Origin of the sequence: Pseudoalteromonas sp. Of7M-16 (assembly GCF_022347805.1) — a bacterium.
In the GTDB taxonomy this organism is placed as follows: domain Bacteria; phylum Pseudomonadota; class Gammaproteobacteria; order Enterobacterales; family Alteromonadaceae; genus Pseudoalteromonas; species Pseudoalteromonas luteoviolacea_F.
On the sequence record NZ_JAKRFY010000036.1, the window covers coordinates 1 to 16,459 of the forward strand.

Annotated in this window: 10 protein-coding genes; 3 read left to right on the top strand and 7 right to left on the bottom strand. The window is 41.6% G+C overall.

Going from position 1 to position 16,459, the window contains the following annotated elements; translation table 11 throughout:
* Positions 1–196: 196 nt before the first annotated feature.
* On the bottom strand, positions 197–3,007 hold the full coding sequence (locus MHN81_RS25380) for a tetratricopeptide repeat protein (protein ID WP_023401983.1): 2,811 nt from the start codon (positions 3,005–3,007) through the stop codon (positions 197–199).
* A gap of 225 nt (positions 3,008–3,232) precedes the next feature.
* On the opposite strand from MHN81_RS25380, the gene MHN81_RS25385 reads away from it, so the two are divergent.
* Entirely contained in the window at positions 3,233–4,222 is a 990-nt protein-coding gene (locus tag MHN81_RS25385; protein WP_023401982.1) for a hypothetical protein, read from the top strand.
* 83 nt (positions 4,223–4,305) lie between these two features.
* On the opposite strand, the gene MHN81_RS25390 is transcribed toward MHN81_RS25385, so the two are convergent.
* The 3 genes from MHN81_RS25390 to MHN81_RS25400 form a co-directional block, all read right to left on the bottom strand.
* Complete coding sequence (locus MHN81_RS25390) at positions 4,306–5,937, bottom strand: PKD domain-containing protein (protein WP_023401981.1); 1,632 nt, start codon at positions 5,935–5,937, stop codon at positions 4,306–4,308.
* Positions 5,938–6,549: 612 nt separating this feature from the next.
* A complete protein-coding gene (locus tag MHN81_RS25395) occupies positions 6,550–8,115 on the bottom strand; it encodes a HEAT repeat domain-containing protein (RefSeq protein WP_023401980.1) in 1,566 nt (521 codons plus the stop codon).
* Positions 8,116–8,160: 45 nt separating this feature from the next.
* Positions 8,161–9,132 carry a hypothetical protein gene (locus MHN81_RS25400; RefSeq protein WP_023401979.1) on the bottom strand — a complete coding sequence of 324 codons (972 nt, stop codon included), beginning with the start codon at positions 9,130–9,132 and terminating at the stop codon, positions 8,161–8,163.
* Between the two features lie 421 nt (positions 9,133–9,553).
* On the opposite strand from MHN81_RS25400, the gene MHN81_RS25405 reads away from it, so the two are divergent.
* The gene (locus MHN81_RS25405; RefSeq protein ID WP_023401977.1) at positions 9,554–9,811 is read left to right on the top strand and encodes a hypothetical protein; all 258 of its coding nucleotides are present in this window, start codon (positions 9,554–9,556) and stop codon (positions 9,809–9,811) included.
* A 100-nt stretch (positions 9,812–9,911) separates the two neighbouring features.
* Here MHN81_RS25405 and MHN81_RS25410 read toward each other — a convergent pair whose 3' ends face one another.
* From MHN81_RS25410 to MHN81_RS25420, 3 genes are all read right to left on the bottom strand, one after another.
* The gene (locus tag MHN81_RS25410) at positions 9,912–10,517 is read right to left on the bottom strand and encodes a GNAT family N-acetyltransferase (RefSeq protein WP_239427082.1); all 606 of its coding nucleotides are present in this window, start codon (positions 10,515–10,517) and stop codon (positions 9,912–9,914) included.
* A gap of 82 nt (positions 10,518–10,599) precedes the next feature.
* Entirely contained in the window at positions 10,600–12,144 is a 1,545-nt protein-coding gene (locus MHN81_RS25415) for a sigma-54 dependent transcriptional regulator (RefSeq protein WP_239427083.1), read from the bottom strand.
* Positions 12,134–14,584, bottom strand: coding sequence for a response regulator (locus tag MHN81_RS25420; RefSeq protein WP_239427084.1), 2,451 nt, complete (start codon positions 14,582–14,584; stop codon positions 12,134–12,136). Before MHN81_RS25420 ends, MHN81_RS25415 begins: the two co-directional genes overlap by 11 nt.
* A gap of 221 nt (positions 14,585–14,805) precedes the next feature.
* On the opposite strand from MHN81_RS25420, the gene lnt reads away from it, so the two are divergent.
* On the top strand, positions 14,806–16,416 hold the full coding sequence (gene lnt / locus MHN81_RS25425) for an apolipoprotein N-acyltransferase (RefSeq protein ID WP_239427085.1): 1,611 nt from the start codon (positions 14,806–14,808) through the stop codon (positions 16,414–16,416).
* Positions 16,417–16,459: the final 43 nt, after the last annotated feature.

Sequence of the window (16,459 nt, forward strand, 5' to 3'; positions counted from 1 at the left end):
GAGTTTTTCAGGCTCTTGGATGTACATCCCGGGTGGACTATATGAATTAATCTTCCCTCTTTGGATGATTTTCAAAGGCTTTGATTTAAGCGCTAAACCCAAGTCCTACTCATAATAACAATAAAGCCCTCCAAGGAAGCTAAATAAGGCTTCCTTTTTATATTTAATCTTGAACATAACCTATTCACAAACGCTTTTATATATGCTGCTGAGCCGCCGGAAAGGTAATTTCGAAACACGCCCCTTTGTGTGTGCCTGGCAAATAACGAATGCTGCCCTGCAATACATAAGTCACCAAGTTAAATACCATATATAAGCCCAAACCAACCTTGCCTTGATGTCGAGCGGTCGTATAAAAAGGCTCAAACATATGCGATACGGTTTGCTCTTCAATTCCTCCCCCATCATCTGCAAACAGCATGTTTACATGGCCATCTTTTATTTTAACAGTGATAAGAATATGACCCGATTTTCCTTCAAATCCATGTAGTGACGCATTTAGATATAAATCTTCTAAAATTTTGGACAATGCTTGCGAATCACATTGTATTTGAAGGCTTTTTGGGCAGTCAATTTCTACCACAACGCCACTGCCTTTGCTATGAAATGCTGTAATGCCCTCAATAGACGCTTTAAGATCTATGGTCGTTTCGTTACCAACGTACTCTTGTGCCGAAGCTTGTTTAAACCGCTTGATCAATTGTGCAGCGCGCTCTGTGTTGCTGTCTATTAGCTCGATACTCGATAGCGACACTTCAAGAAATGCGTTGGTATCACTCAGTGTGAGTTTGCTGTTCTCGAGTTTAGCTTTAAAATCATATAGCTCTTTCAATAAAATTGAACTTGCCGTCACAGTCGTGCCAAGTGGTGTATTCAATTCATGTGAAACCCCCGCAACCAAACGCCCAAGCGATGCCATTTTTTGCGCTTCTACCAAATTCGCCTGTGTCGAGGTAAGTTCATCTAATATCTGCGCCAATTCATCCCGTGACTGCTTCAAACTGACGGTACGCTCTTCGACTCGTTTCTCAAGTGTTGCGTTTAGTTCCGCTAAAGCCAATTCAGATGCTTTAATGTTAGAAATATCCTTAATAGTGCCACTCACTCGCAATGGCGTTCCATCAGAGCTTCGCTCAGTGACTTTGCCGCGATCCAGTACCCACATCCATCCGCCACCTTTGGTCTTTACACGATAACTCACTTCATAAAACTCACTGTCACCTGCAAGATGGCAATGAAACCTGGCATGCAAATCAGCATAGTCATCTGGATGAACCGATGACTCTAATGCGTTTAGGTCTGATCCAATATGTTCACAGGGCAAACAAAGGTTATGCATTCTGTTGTCGCGGACAATCAAGCCTGTGTCTAAATCCCAATCCCACAGTTCATCTCCACTTCCCCAAAGTGCATGCTTAAGGCGATCTTTAACTTTACTTACTTGTTTGAGCGCAGTTTGCTCAACGCTCAGCTGCTTGCTTTTATTGCGCCAAAAATATGTAAAAGATAAAAAGCTGAATATAAATAGCATGGCGATCAATATCATCACTTGCTGTACCGCTTGCTTATCTATTTCAAGATCTTTTATTCGGTTTTGTTGTACTAAACTGGCAATTTCCCGCTCTTTTTCATGAACATCAAATTCAATTGCCAAGGCACTTATCCGGTATTGACTATTTTTTTCATTCCAAGAATTTTGAAGTGCCAAATAAGCTTGCATATAAGACAATGCTTGTTGAAATTCGCCCTGAGCTTTGAGTATTTCAGCAACTTCTAGCTGGCAATCCATTAACAAGGCGTCTCTTTGGTGCTCCTTCGCGATTTTAATTGCAACCAAATAGGCATCAATGGCTTTTTCAGGTTCATTTTGTTTAACGTAAAGCTGACCTAAAGCTTGATAGATTTCAGCAAGCCTATCTTCCCATGGAGAACCTTGATACAGCGGGATACTCTTATTCAAATAGTCTTCAGCTATAACCAACTGGTCAGTTTCAATGTATAAACGCCCTAAGTCGAGAAAAGTTGAAATATTCGGGTCAGGGCGGTTAATCTCAGCTTTGAGGGCGATTGCTTGTTTTAGTACATCTTCTGAGTTTTCATAATCGCCCGCTTCTCGATATACACTACCCAACCGGTTGAGACTATGGATCATGCCCATTTTATATCCAAGCTGAGACTTGATAGACAGAGACTTTAAGTGCATTTCAATGGCTTTATCAAACTTCCCGACTTCATCTAAATATGTGCCCATGTTGCTATAAAAAACGGCTTGTTGATTGGGGTTGTCTAGCGTAAGTGATATCTGGATAGCTCTATTTTGATGAAACAAGACTTTTTCATATAAATTCATTTTTCGGTAGATCGACGCGAGGCTTTGATGGCTTGAAGCGATGTAAACAGGTTTGTTCAACTTGCGATATAAACTTAAGCTTTGTAAAAAGCTGCCAAGTGCTGCCTCATAGTCTTGAGTTTTACTGTATAAACGTCCGAAAAGCCTTTTGGCATTGGCTAAAAAGCGCTCGTATTTATCATTAGTCGCTTGTTCGATAATATCTATCAACCGCGCGTTTGCGAGATCATACTTTCGCTGCCTGATTGCAATATCAGCAAGCACCAATTGCGCCCTAAGTTCATTCTCTTTGACACCACTGCGTTTTGCAAAGCCTTGCGCTTCAAGTGCTAGAGCATGTGCTTGCGCCAAATCACCATAAGAAATATACGCCCGAGAAAAAAAGCTGAGTAATCTAGCTGACTGATCACTATTTGGCATTAAGCTCAGTAAAGTGCGTCCTTCTTCAGCGTATTTAATGGCGTCTTTGGTTTTATAATGAAAGTTTTTGGACACATAGTCGATTATCAATTCAATCTTATCTGAGCCACTACTACTTTCTATTTTGCTGATTAAATGTTGATTTTTTAACGCAGTAGACGCCATACACATATTGCTAAAAACAAGTAAAGCAATACAAAATATGAACATTCTATGCTTCAAGGTTAGTTCGCGCATAGTCAAAACCTATGTTCTATATCTGTGACACCATCAAGGTACGCCTTTTGAAACGCAACTGACTAGGTGCAACGACATCATTCGAGTAAGTTTAGCTGGTTGTTGAGAATTCGTTCAATGTAATCTTTTTGGGTACGAACAATTGAAAAACTGTAATATCGACCCATATAGTTAGTGTTGAAATTTAAAATGGAGTACAGCCAATTTCTCGGCTGAAATTTTAATATGGACAAAAAACTCACCTTTAAATCATTAAGCAAGGCGACACAACAAGAGCTTGAGCGAATTACTAAAGGGCTGATCAATACCTATAACACTTCGCCACTACGCAAAGTAAACTCGGCACAGGCCATAACTGCTGAGCGCGAAGATATCCGCGCTCGGTGTGATGACTATCAAGACGGCTTTGATGAAGTTCGCACCCGTAGACAAATTCCTGACAGTGTTCCCGATGAACAGTTACATGATCAAATCGTATATTTGCCCAACGGAGAGATTTGGTTAGCCAGTATATACCGCAACCATATCGACCAAACCATTATTGAAATAATTGGTGAATCTCAAACAGAATATGCCGATCTAAAAATCTATTTACCCGAGATACTGGCGTTTTTCACCTGGTGTCAACCAGAGCTATTGTCTGTTTGGTCCAAACCCAACAGTCAGCACTTTGATAGCCTGTTATCGTTAAGTGGCGCGCACTTAGAAGATTGTTTTTGGGGTGCTGAAATTGATCATATGCCCTTGGCAGCAGCGGATGATGTAACCCTGCGTCCACTAGATATGGAAACAGACTGGCACTGGTATAAAACAGAATATGATCTCTTCCACAAAGAAACACCTGAGCTGAAAGAGCGTATCGAAATCGAAGATAAAGAAACCTTTGAAGAAGCACTGAAAAGCCAGCTTCTTTTTGTCGCAGAAACACACAACCAACCAGCGAAAAAAATTGGCGTCATTATGTTAGAGCCTTGCTCTGAACTCGGGTATAGCGGCGTATTAGTCAGCGATTTTATTATTGCGAAGGCTTTTCGAGGAAAAGGGTTTGCCTTTAAAATCCAAGCAGCTACATTAAATAAGTTAAAGCGAAAATATGACTTTTTTTGCGGCTATATATACGGTGGCAATGACGCATCAAAACAAAATGCGAAAAAGAACCGACATTTACTGAGAACGGAAATCACGTTGCCCATTGAGCACTTCATTTCGGTTTAAAAATCATAACCTCCCACTCATTTAACAAAAACGCTCATTGCTATGCAATGAGCGTTTTATCTACCAAGAAATCATAAACAAGGTTATTTGCAGTCTCTAACCCACTGCCAAACTTCCCATTTTCCTGAATTGTCAGCTGGCGAAGCACCTTGCGTCCACCACTGTGCTTCATAAATACTGCCATTTTGCGATGCTTGATCGCCTTTTAGATAAGTCTTGTTGCTTTGCCACGCATCAACTGTACAGCCACCACCAACTGAAACTGAGATCTGTTCAGATTTAGTTGACTGTGCGCCTTCTGCATCAGTAACAGTCAGAGTAACCGTGTAAGTATTTGCAGCACCGTAGGTATGAACCGGGTTTTGCGCCTGACTCGATGTACCATCTCCAAACTGCCAGTTGTAGCTCACCACTCCTTTGTCATCAAAAGATGTATCAGTAAAGGTGACAGATAACGCATTTTGTGTGTAAGAGAAGTTTGCAACTGGCGGTGTATTATCAACAGGACCATTGTCACCTTTAGGCACTACACCACCGAAATGTGATGCAACTTCAGGCCAGATAAGTTCGATTCGAGTACCGCGATTTAGCTTAGTGGTACACTGTGTGCTATTGCCATAGTGGTGCAATGCAATCACATTGTTATGCTCAGCTGACACAACTGGAGATCCCGATGACCCGCCAATGGTGTCACATTTATAGCCCATATCTGTATCTGAACCACGACCTGCTGTCACAGTTTGATCAATTTGGCAGTAACCACCTGCATTTTGATCACTCTCAATCGCTAACTCTTTAGGGTTACCACTGCCATGCTGAGGGATAAAAATACGCTGTCCCTTCAGCTGAGAAGTTACATCCAAGCCAAAGTGACCAAACTGCTTAATTTTATCGAAATCTTTCACTGTGAAGAGGGTATAATCTAGCTTATAGTCAGTAGCAAGAAGCTGATCGCCCATTACTTTAACAGTACCGTTAGTATCACCTGTTCCGCACGCTGAACGCTGATAGTTAAACCATACTTCTACGTTTTTTGCATCTGCCGCAGAGTCAAAGCAGTGGTTATTTGTGAACATGTGGTTGCTCGCGCCTACACGCCAAGCAGTACACAAGCTACGACCTCCAATTAGTAGACGCGCAACAGGTCGGCTGCGTTCATATTCTACTGGATGAGAGCTTTGCCAACACGCTACATCTCTGCGCTCATTAATGCCGCAAGTCGAGTTCGGCTTTACAATATCCATCTCTGACATGACTTCATTTGCAGCGAGTTCAGTGTCCGAGTAACCAGCAAAAAAGTCAGCTATTTCAATGCCGTGTTCATGATTCCACGCACTTTTGTCAGTAATTACTAACTTAAGCTTAACAGCATCTGCAGATACTGACATTGAAGAAGAGACATCGCTGTCATTGTGGTCATAACGATAAACCTCACCGCCTTTAAGGTCACTCACTTCTAAGTAAGCGCCTTTTGGTAAAGCAAACTTGGTAAAATTGATTTTAATAAAGTTGGCGTTTGGATGGTGAATGACGTGTTCAAATTCATTGCTGTCTGAACGAGACATACTGTGCAAACCCAAATTGGCTTGATGAGACACAGCGTGGGCGATATCTGTTTTTTGCACAGCGCTATCAAATGCGCTGGCCTGAGCACTTGAAGCGAGTACGAGTGCGCATACAGGGAGTATGGTTTTGATTACTTTACATGATGTCATAAACTTAAAATCCTTTAATTGTAATTATTGTGCTTTTTTAATAAAAGACTTTTGAAATTTATGTTATATCAAAGTTAATTTCAAGCTTATTTTTTAAGCATCTTGCAAAAATCATGTCACTGACACGCTCTAATTTGGATCGATGCAATCAAATACGATTCATTCACTATGGCATCACTATCACCTTGAATGTCATAAAATTGTCAAACTATTACTGTGTGAACTCGCTCATAACCTGAACCTAGTTAAGGGAGTAGGTAAAAGTAAACACTAACTTGAATCTAAGCACTGTCAGGTAGAACAGTTTTTATTTTGAATACTCAAATTGTAGATTAAAAAAGTAACCCGTTTAGGAACTCAATTCGTAAGAACTCACCGACCAAACAAAGAGTACAACCCTAAGTAACCACAAGCTTGCAGTACCTGCGATACTGACACCTTATATTGGTGAGGCACTGCCAAAGAACGCAGAACTTATGACCCCGACTACTGTAATAACATAAGTAATACACCGCGTACGTACACTGACTTATAACCTCAAACTAAATTGCGAGTCTCTTTGTAATCGCACTCGAGACTCACATTTAACTCAATTAAACGTTATAAAAACAACTACATATTCATAATTGTACTAAGACGCTTTTTTACTACCGGATTTGATTCCGATTGATAAAGGTGCTCTAGCCTATCTAAATTAAGCGCCGACAATTTGTAGTTTGCTTGTTGGTATACACGAGAGAATGCGTCAATTGCACCGACTTGCGGTGATGCAACTAAACTCGATACTACCTGATCTTGGTAGTCAGCCATTCGCGCTAAAGATTTGATTACGTTTTTTCTCACTTGCATATTTGAATGTTGTAAATACGCGGGCAATTTTGCAACTAACTGCGGATTTTTACTGTTTGCCATTGCCAATACTGCCGTAGGCAGTTGTTCGGGGTTGGTCAATTGATCGGTCAAATAATTCGCGACTTGTCGTGATTGACCAGGAGAGAATTTACTCATAGTTCCGATACTTAACAATGCCATATCAGATAAAGCTGGCGTTGATTGTTGCTCTGCAACAGACCGTAAACTAGCAAAACCAACCTCTGATGCATTTTCAAACCGCCCTAACGCCATAACTAGCTTTTGCTGTACTTGCTGACTTAAATCAGTGTCAGTTAACAGATCTGACAACATCTGCTCTGCTTGCATTGTCTGTGCTTTTTGTAGTGCATAAATGAACGCAGACGTTGATCCCTCATGCTCTTCGAACAGCCTTTTAAGCGCGCTTTGATCAAAGTTTTCAAGTATAAATAGGCCAATTTCTTTTGCTAACATGGGATCTAAATTAGTTTTAAGTGACTGGACATGCTCTAAAAAGTTTTCGTTGGTCACTTTTACCACCTCCTGCACCTGAGCTGTTGGTGGCAAAACATGTTGGTTGTGAGAAGCTAACCAATCTGTTGGTTCAAAAGGTGTATGTTTAATCAGTTTAACCGTAACAGATTGCACAACTTCGTACTGCTGATCATCGCGTCGCCAAATTTGTTTGTTGTTGTAATCCAGTGCCTGTATAGTCCCCGGCTTATCAGCATCTAATGTGATCTGCCACTGCTCTAGCTCTTCGTTATCAGCACTTTTTTTCTGCTGTGTAATTGAGCGCTCTATCATATTTTGACGCTGCACATACTGAAATGTTTTTACACCCAGAGCATCCTCAAATGTTAAAGGCTCATCTAAAGAATAACTCATTAAATCCAATACTTTTGACAGCACGGATAACGGATGCTGGCCGCTCAGACCCAACATATCTAACTCAGAAAACTGATGATTCTTATACTTCACCAAAAATGGTAACTGATCTGGCATTGCCTGTACTTTATTGTCTGCAACAAACTGAATATTGCTGAGCATTGCAGCCGACTTGGTTGATGCCGAAGCATGGGGTTGGAAGCTCATTTGCCAGCTGAATTCTGAGAAAGTCATAGCACTGCCCTGCTCTGTCAGCACTGCCGAATGTATATCTACCTGATACGCAAAAAAGTAAGTGTTTGCTGATATCGTGTCGCGCTGTTTTGGCGCGGTAGCTGTCGGTTGGGCGCTGACCTCTTTTTCATCTTCAGAGACATTAAGTATGATGAATCCGATCAATAAAGCTGCAACAGCGCACGTTAAAGTTATTTTTTTCATGGAATCTTCTCAAAAAGTGGTGGCAAAGCCACCACCTATAGCATTTTATAGATTTTCCCAAACTGGGCTTGCGTATTCGTAAAGCACGGTTTCACGTGTATAAAGTGGATCCCACTTCATTACGTCAACATTGAATTGCAACAAACCCCATAGCTTTTTACAGTAAGCTTGGATTTTACCGTCACCACCAGTCAACTTAGTGCTGATCTTCAGCTCCAAGAAGCCCTGCTCTACAACTTGCTCATCTTGAACAACACGGCGTATACCCGCCTCTACGTAGCCTTTTCCTTTTACTTTCAGAAGGTTTAATTTACCTTTAACACCCGCTTCCGAGATACCATGACCAAATGAACCATAGGCTGAGCTAGACACCAAACCACCGACATAAGGTTCAACTGAGGCATACACATAATCAGGGCGTCTTACACCATCCACTTCAAACGGTTCTTCATTGCCATGACCACCAATCACACCACCGACCGTAAATTCAGCACCTGCTTCTACACCTGCACCAAATTTAACGCCCACCTTGAGTAGGCCCAAAGGATCAAGCGGCAGTTCAACTTTTGGTTTAATTGGCTCAGGAATAAGGTCAAAGTAGTACTCAACAGGGTAAGTGATTGATGCATTCAATAAGTCGTCACAATTTGGTTTAAAGCTTGCGACAGTGTCATCTCCAACTGTAAAATTGAAGCTCATCCCTTGCGTACAGTCGAGTTTGCTTGGATTGAATGAAAATTCAAGCTCGCCTATAGACATTTTGAAATTACGGTTATGTAGTTTCACCCAGTTTCCAGCCTGATACACCCCTTGTGTTGCGCCATTGCTCACTTGATCAACATACATCCAACCTTGCTGATCACGATATTGGTGTGACTGCCCAATCACATTATTTTTTTGAATTGAACGAACATTTCGCTCTACATAGCCCGGATCTTTATATAAATAGGCATTGGCAGCAGGTGACAATGTGATAGCAGAGATAACGCCTAACAATGCAGCGTATTTAAATTTCATGGTTATCCTCATATATTTTTTTAGGTTTAAATTGTATATATGTTGCGCAACACAAATAAGGTAACACACAATTTTTACACTTTGCTTTCATTTTTACCTTTTTTAGATAAAAAAGATTTAAATTCTATTACTTTTAGTCAGAATAATGTGTATTACCACAACGACTAATACCCAAAAAAGGATAATTAATGACGTTCACTATTGTTAAATTTAAATTAAATTTATTTACTAAAAACGCGATAGAAAGAAGGTTATTTTTTACTGCTATTGGTATAGCTGCCACAGCGAGAAAATCGAGCTAAACTTTGCATTCATTTAACTCATGAAAAAAGTAAACTAATTAAATGAACATTTATAAAATTCATTTGAATTATTAGAACAGAAGAAATACTGTATATTTTTCAAACAAAAGGAGTTAAACATGCGATCTAAATTAACATTAGCTTTAACCACCGCGCTTGCAACAGCATCGCTTTTCACATCTCTAGCAACAACAGCCTACAGTGAAGTTAGGTATAGCAATGCCTATACTTATGTAAGCCAAAGTGAAGCACGCCGTTTATTTATCAATGATTTTAAGAGCCAGTATCCTGGTGTTAGAATTACTTATACCCGTTGCGAGTACCCAATTGGTGCTGGTATGCCAGTATTTATTTGCAATGGCACAGGTAGATTATAAAAGCTGAATGCAAATATTCTCTGACCGAAAATTGTGTTGTTTTTCGGTTTAACAACTTGCTCATCTACAAGCCCATCATTCAAAACAACACGACGTTACATCAGCGTTCATCATTTTCGAAGTGGTAAACCATGGTTGTTGAACCTGAAAAGCCAAGCAACCACTTTAGGTAAGGAAAATACTCGGTTTGCGTCGCTACAAAACCTTTAGATTCATATAGCTTTTTCGCTCTCGTGTTGCTGTCTATTACATCGAGACGCACCGATTTATAGCCATTATTTTTTGCGTGTTCAATGATGGCATCCAATAGTTGGGAACCGTAGCCACTGCCTCTAAATTGCTCGTCTACAGCAATTCCGTCCATAAGCAACTCATGTTCCTTGACCTGCCTTTCAAGGAGGCCAAATATCAGTGCGGCTTTCACTCCTTTAAAAACCCCCAAAAGTTCAATTAGCCCAGCAAAGCTCAATCCACCTGTCAACGAGCCTGCGTTAGTATGAAACCCGGCAATGCCCGCGATTTTATCATCCACCATAACAACGTAGGAAAAAGAAGGTACGAAGCTTTTAGATAAAATGAGTACTCTGCTCTGTTGGCAATTAATTGCTGTAGCAAACTTTGCACCAAACGCCATTTCGTACAATTCCGCCACTTTGCCAACATGTGACAAATCCCATCCTCGCTCTATCTTAGTGTGCTCCATCATATTCTCTACCGCTGTTGTTTGACTGCTTTCATGGTTCAGCCCTTGCTATCGATATATTAGTATCTGTAAAGGGCATGAATTATCATGTTTCAGAATGGTTCGAAAGGCAATAGTAGCTCCAACGTCTTTGTCCCTGTTTGATAATTTTTCCTTCCTTATGTAATTTTCTTAACAAATATGATGCGCGGTCATGGTTCACATCGATCAGCTTTTGGCATTCCATGTTGGTGATTTGATCATGTGAATTTAAATACGCTAAGATCACGTCTTCGTCTTTTCTTCGTGTAACAAACGACGGCGTATGCTCCGGAGTTTTGCTGCTGTGTTGCAAATTCACATCAATGTCTTGAAACTGCATGATTTGTAGTTGAGCTGGCGTGATGATTTGTTGATTACTGCGAATGAGTGCAAACTCAATCAGGTTTTTAAGCTCTCGAACATTGCCAGGAAAATGGTGTGCAGTAAGTATCTGCATCGCCTCTTCATTGATGGAAACAGGTGCTTGGCCCATTTCCTGTGAGAACAAATGAATAAAATGTGTAACTAGCAAAGCGAGATCTTCTTGGCGGTCACGCAGTGCAGGCACATTGACAACATAGCTCGCTAAGCGAAAGTATAAATCCTGTCGAAACTGTTGCTGCGATACTTTTTGATGAATATTGACATTGGTGGCACATACCACCCTCACATCGACTTTTTTAGATTGGTTTCCACCAACGGGTGTCACAACCCCATCTTCAAGCACCCTCAACAATTTAGCTTGCAGCTCCAAGGGCATATCGCCAATTTCATCGAGAAACAAGGTGCCACCATCAGCTTCAACAAAATGCCCTTTTCTATCGCTCACGGCCCCGGTATAGGCGCCTTTAACATTGCCAAAAAATGTTGCATCCGCAAGCTCTCTTGGAATGGCTGAGCAATTAACTGCTATAAATGGCTTTTTTGATCTTGGGCCACCAAAATGTATGGCCCTTGCAACCAATTCTTTACCTGACCCCGACTCACCCAGTACTAACACACTGGTTTTGTCTATTTGCTGCAGCCGATTTATGTCATCGTGTAATGCCAACATCGCAGGGCTTCGACCAATGAGATTTGAACCATCCCACTTTTGTGCTTCATGACGAACCAATGTATTGACTTTTGCGTCTGCTTTTTTGCGTTCTGCACTTTCTATTTTTAGCTCTTGTGCCAGCTTTTCCAAAGCTTGATTTTGCTTGGCAAGCTCGTCGATTTGTCGCTGTAGGGTCAAGTGTGTGGAGATCCGAGCAACCAGCTCAACCTCACACAGTGGTTTGCGGATATAATCTACGGCCCCAACAGAAAAGCAGTCTACTACTTTCTCTTCATCGTCATGGGCGGTAATGAATATAACGGGGATCTGCGCACTTTTTTCGTTAGCTTTGATTCGCTTGCATATTTGTAATCCGTCCATACCCGGCATCACCACATCTAGTAATATTAAATCTGGCAATTGTTTACTGATGGTATCAAATGCCTGCACGCCACTGGTTGCCACAATAATCTCATAGTCTCTAGACAAACTCATACCAACCGCAGTTATATTGGTTGGATTGTCATCAATTATCAGTATTCTTTGGCGTCTACCTTGTTTGTTATCGCGCATTATTTTTTACCTCTTGCTTAATTTTCAACGCCAGTTGCAAAGCAAGTTTAAAGTCAAACTCAGTTAACGCTTTGTCTAATTCTGCGGTTAATTTGGGAGAAATTGTGACCAGCTCATGTTTGATGTTGTCGAACTCAAAGGTCGCATCAAATTGCTGCATTTCTAGCTTATTGATTAAATTAGTCAGTGTGACTGTTGATGATTCGATTGTTGTAACTTCAGGTTCAAGCGCTTTCTCATTAAGCTGAATATATGTCTCTATGTCCATTAATAAGTGCTTCAAGTTAGATTTGATATCGCTCAATTGGGTATACAGTTCTTGCTTGTTAATACTTGATAACTCAGCCTCTAATTGCGCAATTTGTCGCTCAGTTTGAGTAGCCGCTATCGTGCTAACCGCTCCCCTAAGCCCATGTAATTCACTGGCAATAACAGCCTTGCTGTCATCCGCGTCTAAACGATTAATCAAATCTGGCTGGGAACGTAAAAAGCTATTCAGTACCCTAATATAACTCTGCTTATTACCACCAGCTTGGCGAAGCCCTTGTTGAATATCCAGATGTTCAAATGAAGCGTTAAGCACTTCAGTGCAGGCAGTTTGCGATTCGTCTTCACTTTCTAACAACCACTGAGCAAGTGTCTCATATAGGGTGTGTGGTTCTATGGGTTTGGTCAAATGCGCATTCAAACCCGCACCGATGGATTTTTCCCTGTCACTTTCATAGGCATGAGCTGTCATAGCAACAATAGGTAAATCTTTAAGGTTCAGTTGATTACGAATTTTATCTGTGGTTTGCAATCCATCCATATCTGGCATTTGAATATCCATCAACACCAAGTCAACACTGCGACTTTCGAGATAAACTAACGCATCGCGACCTCTTGATACCACCGCGACAGCAACATGCCACATATCTAATAGTTCACGCAATACTTGTTGATTAACCGGATTGTCCTCAACAATCAAGATCTGGGCCCCTTTAAAGCCTTTAAAACGATCTGATACTTCAGCCGTAACACCGTCTTCAATCGGTAAGTCGTATGGCTCAAAAGCCAACTCAAAACTGAAAGTACTGCCTTTATTCAGTTCGCTTTTAAGTTTGATTTCCCCCCCCATGGAACGCACTAAATCTTGGCTTATAGTCAAACCAAGCCCCGTTCCTCCATATTGACGGGTAGTCGACAAGTCTGCCTGAGTAAACGCTTCAAACAACTGGGCTTGATTTTGTGGCGCAATGCCAATACCAGTATCTGTTACCTTAAACTCATGGCTTACCTGCGCGCCCACCCGCTGTTGGGTTACTTCTAAAACAACTTGTCCAGTTTCAGTGAACTTAAAAGCATTTGAAAGTAAATTTGTCAGCACTTGTTCAAGACGCAGAGCGTCTCCCATAAAGAGTGTTTGCTGGTATTGAGGCTGGATCACGTCAAATCGAATGGGCTTTTGAAGTTGCTGCGGCAGAAACATCTGTGCCACTTTGCAAACCAGTTCAGGTAGATTAAAAGGCACCCTTTCTAGCGGCATTTTACCCGCCGCTATTTTCGAATGATCTAACACATCGTTAATTATCCCCAGCAAACTGTTGGACGCTGTCCCGATCCGCTCAAACAAATGTTGATGGGGATGCGCATCCGATTGTTTTGACATTTGCGCAAGCTCAGCACTGCCGATTATTGCATTTAGAGGCGTTCGCATTTCATGGCTCATCATCGCCAAAAAATCGCTTTTTGACCTATCTGCCGCTTCTGCTTGCTCCTTAGCCTGGATCAGGTTTTGTTCTGCTTTTTTACGCTCAGCTATTTCTTTTTGCAGTGCATGACGAAGGCGAAACTCATTCAGTAAGCGCCGAGAAACAATCACTGATGTGTACAAAATATTCACCGTCAGAATCAAAGTGAACAGCGCCATGGTGTAGTAAATCCAGCCACCGATTATGATAAATTTAATAAATACGGCCAGCGTTGTTGGCAAGCAATACGACAATACCGTTCTAAAACTGGTACTAAATGTTACCCCGACAATGCCGCTTATCCCGATCACGGCACTACAAGACAAAACATTGTATAAAGGAGGTTGGTACGGGATCAGAGTCAAAATACCTATACCAGTTAAACACCCAAGTACCAACACACCAACAAAGTATCGACTTTCCAAACCACGTACGACGTCATCTTCATCCAAATCCGGCTTAATTAAATACAGACTGCTAATGCGAAACAGTGACAAAGAAATAATCACTATTAATAGTGTCACTAAGCCTTCAGGCGCATCAGCATCAATTGCAGCCAAAAGCATTAATACGTTTGCCAACATCCCCATTAGTATATTCGTCGGCGCTTTCACGGCTGTTTCACGACAACAATCTACCCATAATTCAGGCTCCTGCTGCCTGATCTTTAGTAGTCGCCGCATTTCATCTAAAAACTGTTGAACAACCATAAACTACCCAATCAAAAAAGGAATTAATTATTAATGACTTTAATTACTTCATTATAAGTTATACGTAACTTTTCGCAAATTACGCATAAATAAGACATATAGGTAAAAATACCTATAGATTCATAAAGTCGCGCATAGAAAACATGAAATTCAAAGGCTTATATGTGGCTTACTACTTGCTCTTAGGCAATACAGGAATGTTATAACTTTAAACTCAGTATATGTTTGCTATACAATTTCTCCCATCTTTAGTGTGTCGCACGCGCCTCGTCAAAAGCCAAGTGTATTTGCTGGCTGGCTCATCTGGCTGTATCAGTGCGCTCTCTTTTGCTCCATATAACCTGTATTATCTAGCTTTTTATGGTCCGATAATTTGCTTCTTGCTGTGGGAGCGAGTTTCAATCAAAAAGGCTTTTGTAACTGGCTTTTTATATACCGCAACTTTGCTGTCGGTTGCCGGGACTTGGCTATATTTGTCACCGAACCAACTTGCCGATATGCCAATGCCCTTGGCTATTCTTGTCACGGTTTTGGTTATTGCTGCTGTAAGTTTGTGTATGGGCGCCGCGGGCGCAATATATGTATTGCTCAAAGGGCGCGCTTTACTTACCCGGGCTTGCTTGCTCTTCCCCAGCCTGTGGTGGCTTGCAGAATGGTCACGGGAATGGTTTCTTAGCGGTTATCCATGGTTCAATATTGGCTATTCACAGCTTGATATGCCCTTGATTGGTTGGGCAAGCGTATTTGGGGTCAACGGCATAGCTTATTTGGTTGCAATGAGTTCAGCACTGGTAACGATTGCACTGTTTTATACACGCTATAGACTCATCGCAATGAGCATAACTACCATTGCTTGGACATCAGGCATGCTTCTGCAGAGTATTTCTTGGACTAAAGAGGTTGGCAGCCCAATCCCAATTGCGCTTGTTCAACCTAACCACATTTACAGCGCCTTATCGAATAAAGACAAGTGGCAGCGCGCTGTTGAGTTAAATCGGCAGTTGCTAAGTAAACATCAACTCATTGTTTGGCCAGAAACCGAATTTTCAATGCATGCAGTGGCACCGCAACCTTCACATATAACTGAGTTAGATAAACATATATGGCAAACAGTTTCATTTAGCCTCAATGATACAGTTTTGCCTTTTGCCACCAGCTCAGCCCAATACAGAGGCTTTGTAGCACAGCTTGAAACCATCACAGCTCCCCAGAACAAGTCTGTTTTAATGGGGACAAATATTCGTGATCACCAAAATAACCTCACTTACAATAGCGTTCTGGCGGTCAATGCTACAGACAAAGCGATTTACGATAAACGTCACTTAGTTCCCTTTGGTGAAACCATTCCACTGCGCCAATCTCTCGCACCGCTATGGCAATTGCTGAATGTTCATCAGGATACCTTCAATGCCTCTCGAACACCTAGCCCGCTATTGCCAACCTCCGAGTATTTAGCCGGGGTGTCTATTTGCTATGAAGCCGCTTTTGGTTCAGAAGTAGCAGATGCGCTGCCTGGTGCACATTTTCTGGTAATGCTCACCAATGATGGTATGTTCGATGGGACCTCCCAACCCGAACAACACTTACAGATCGCTCGAATGCGTGCGATTGAAACAGGTCGCTGGGTAGCGCGTGCAGCAAGAACGGGTATCACGGCCTTTATTGCTCCCGATGCGGCTGTGATAAAGCGAACATCACATCAAGAGTTTGCGATATTAAGTTCAACCATCGCACCACTTCAAGGCAGTACTCCATTTGTTTACTGGCGCAATACCCCCTTTTTGCTCTTCACTCTTGCCGTCATTGGATGGTTTGCTCTTAATCGGCGCTAACAAATTAAAAAGCCCAGAGTAGTGTCTACTCCGGGCTTTTTTA

What these genes read in the sequence shown, in the direction of transcription:
- MHN81_RS25380 (WP_023401983.1), bottom strand. Translation starts at nt 3,007, where the DNA reads ATGCGCGAACTAACCTTGAAGCATAGAATGTTCATATTTTGTATTGCT.
- MHN81_RS25385 (WP_023401982.1), top strand. Translation starts at nt 3,233, where the DNA reads ATGGACAAAAAACTCACCTTTAAATCATTAAGCAAGGCGACACAACAA.
- MHN81_RS25390 (WP_023401981.1), bottom strand. Translation starts at nt 5,937, where the DNA reads ATGACATCATGTAAAGTAATCAAAACCATACTCCCTGTATGCGCACTC.
- MHN81_RS25395 (WP_023401980.1), bottom strand. Translation starts at nt 8,115, where the DNA reads ATGAAAAAAATAACTTTAACGTGCGCTGTTGCAGCTTTATTGATCGGA.
- MHN81_RS25400 (WP_023401979.1), bottom strand. Translation starts at nt 9,132, where the DNA reads ATGAAATTTAAATACGCTGCATTGTTAGGCGTTATCTCTGCTATCACA.
- MHN81_RS25405 (WP_023401977.1), top strand. Translation starts at nt 9,554, where the DNA reads ATGCGATCTAAATTAACATTAGCTTTAACCACCGCGCTTGCAACAGCA.
- MHN81_RS25410 (WP_239427082.1), bottom strand. Translation starts at nt 10,517, where the DNA reads ATGATGGAGCACACTAAGATAGAGCGAGGATGGGATTTGTCACATGTT.
- MHN81_RS25415 (WP_239427083.1), bottom strand. Translation starts at nt 12,144, where the DNA reads ATGCGCGATAACAAACAAGGTAGACGCCAAAGAATACTGATAATTGAT.
- MHN81_RS25420 (WP_239427084.1), bottom strand. Translation starts at nt 14,584, where the DNA reads ATGGTTGTTCAACAGTTTTTAGATGAAATGCGGCGACTACTAAAGATC.
- lnt (WP_239427085.1), top strand. Translation starts at nt 14,806, where the DNA reads ATGTTTGCTATACAATTTCTCCCATCTTTAGTGTGTCGCACGCGCCTC.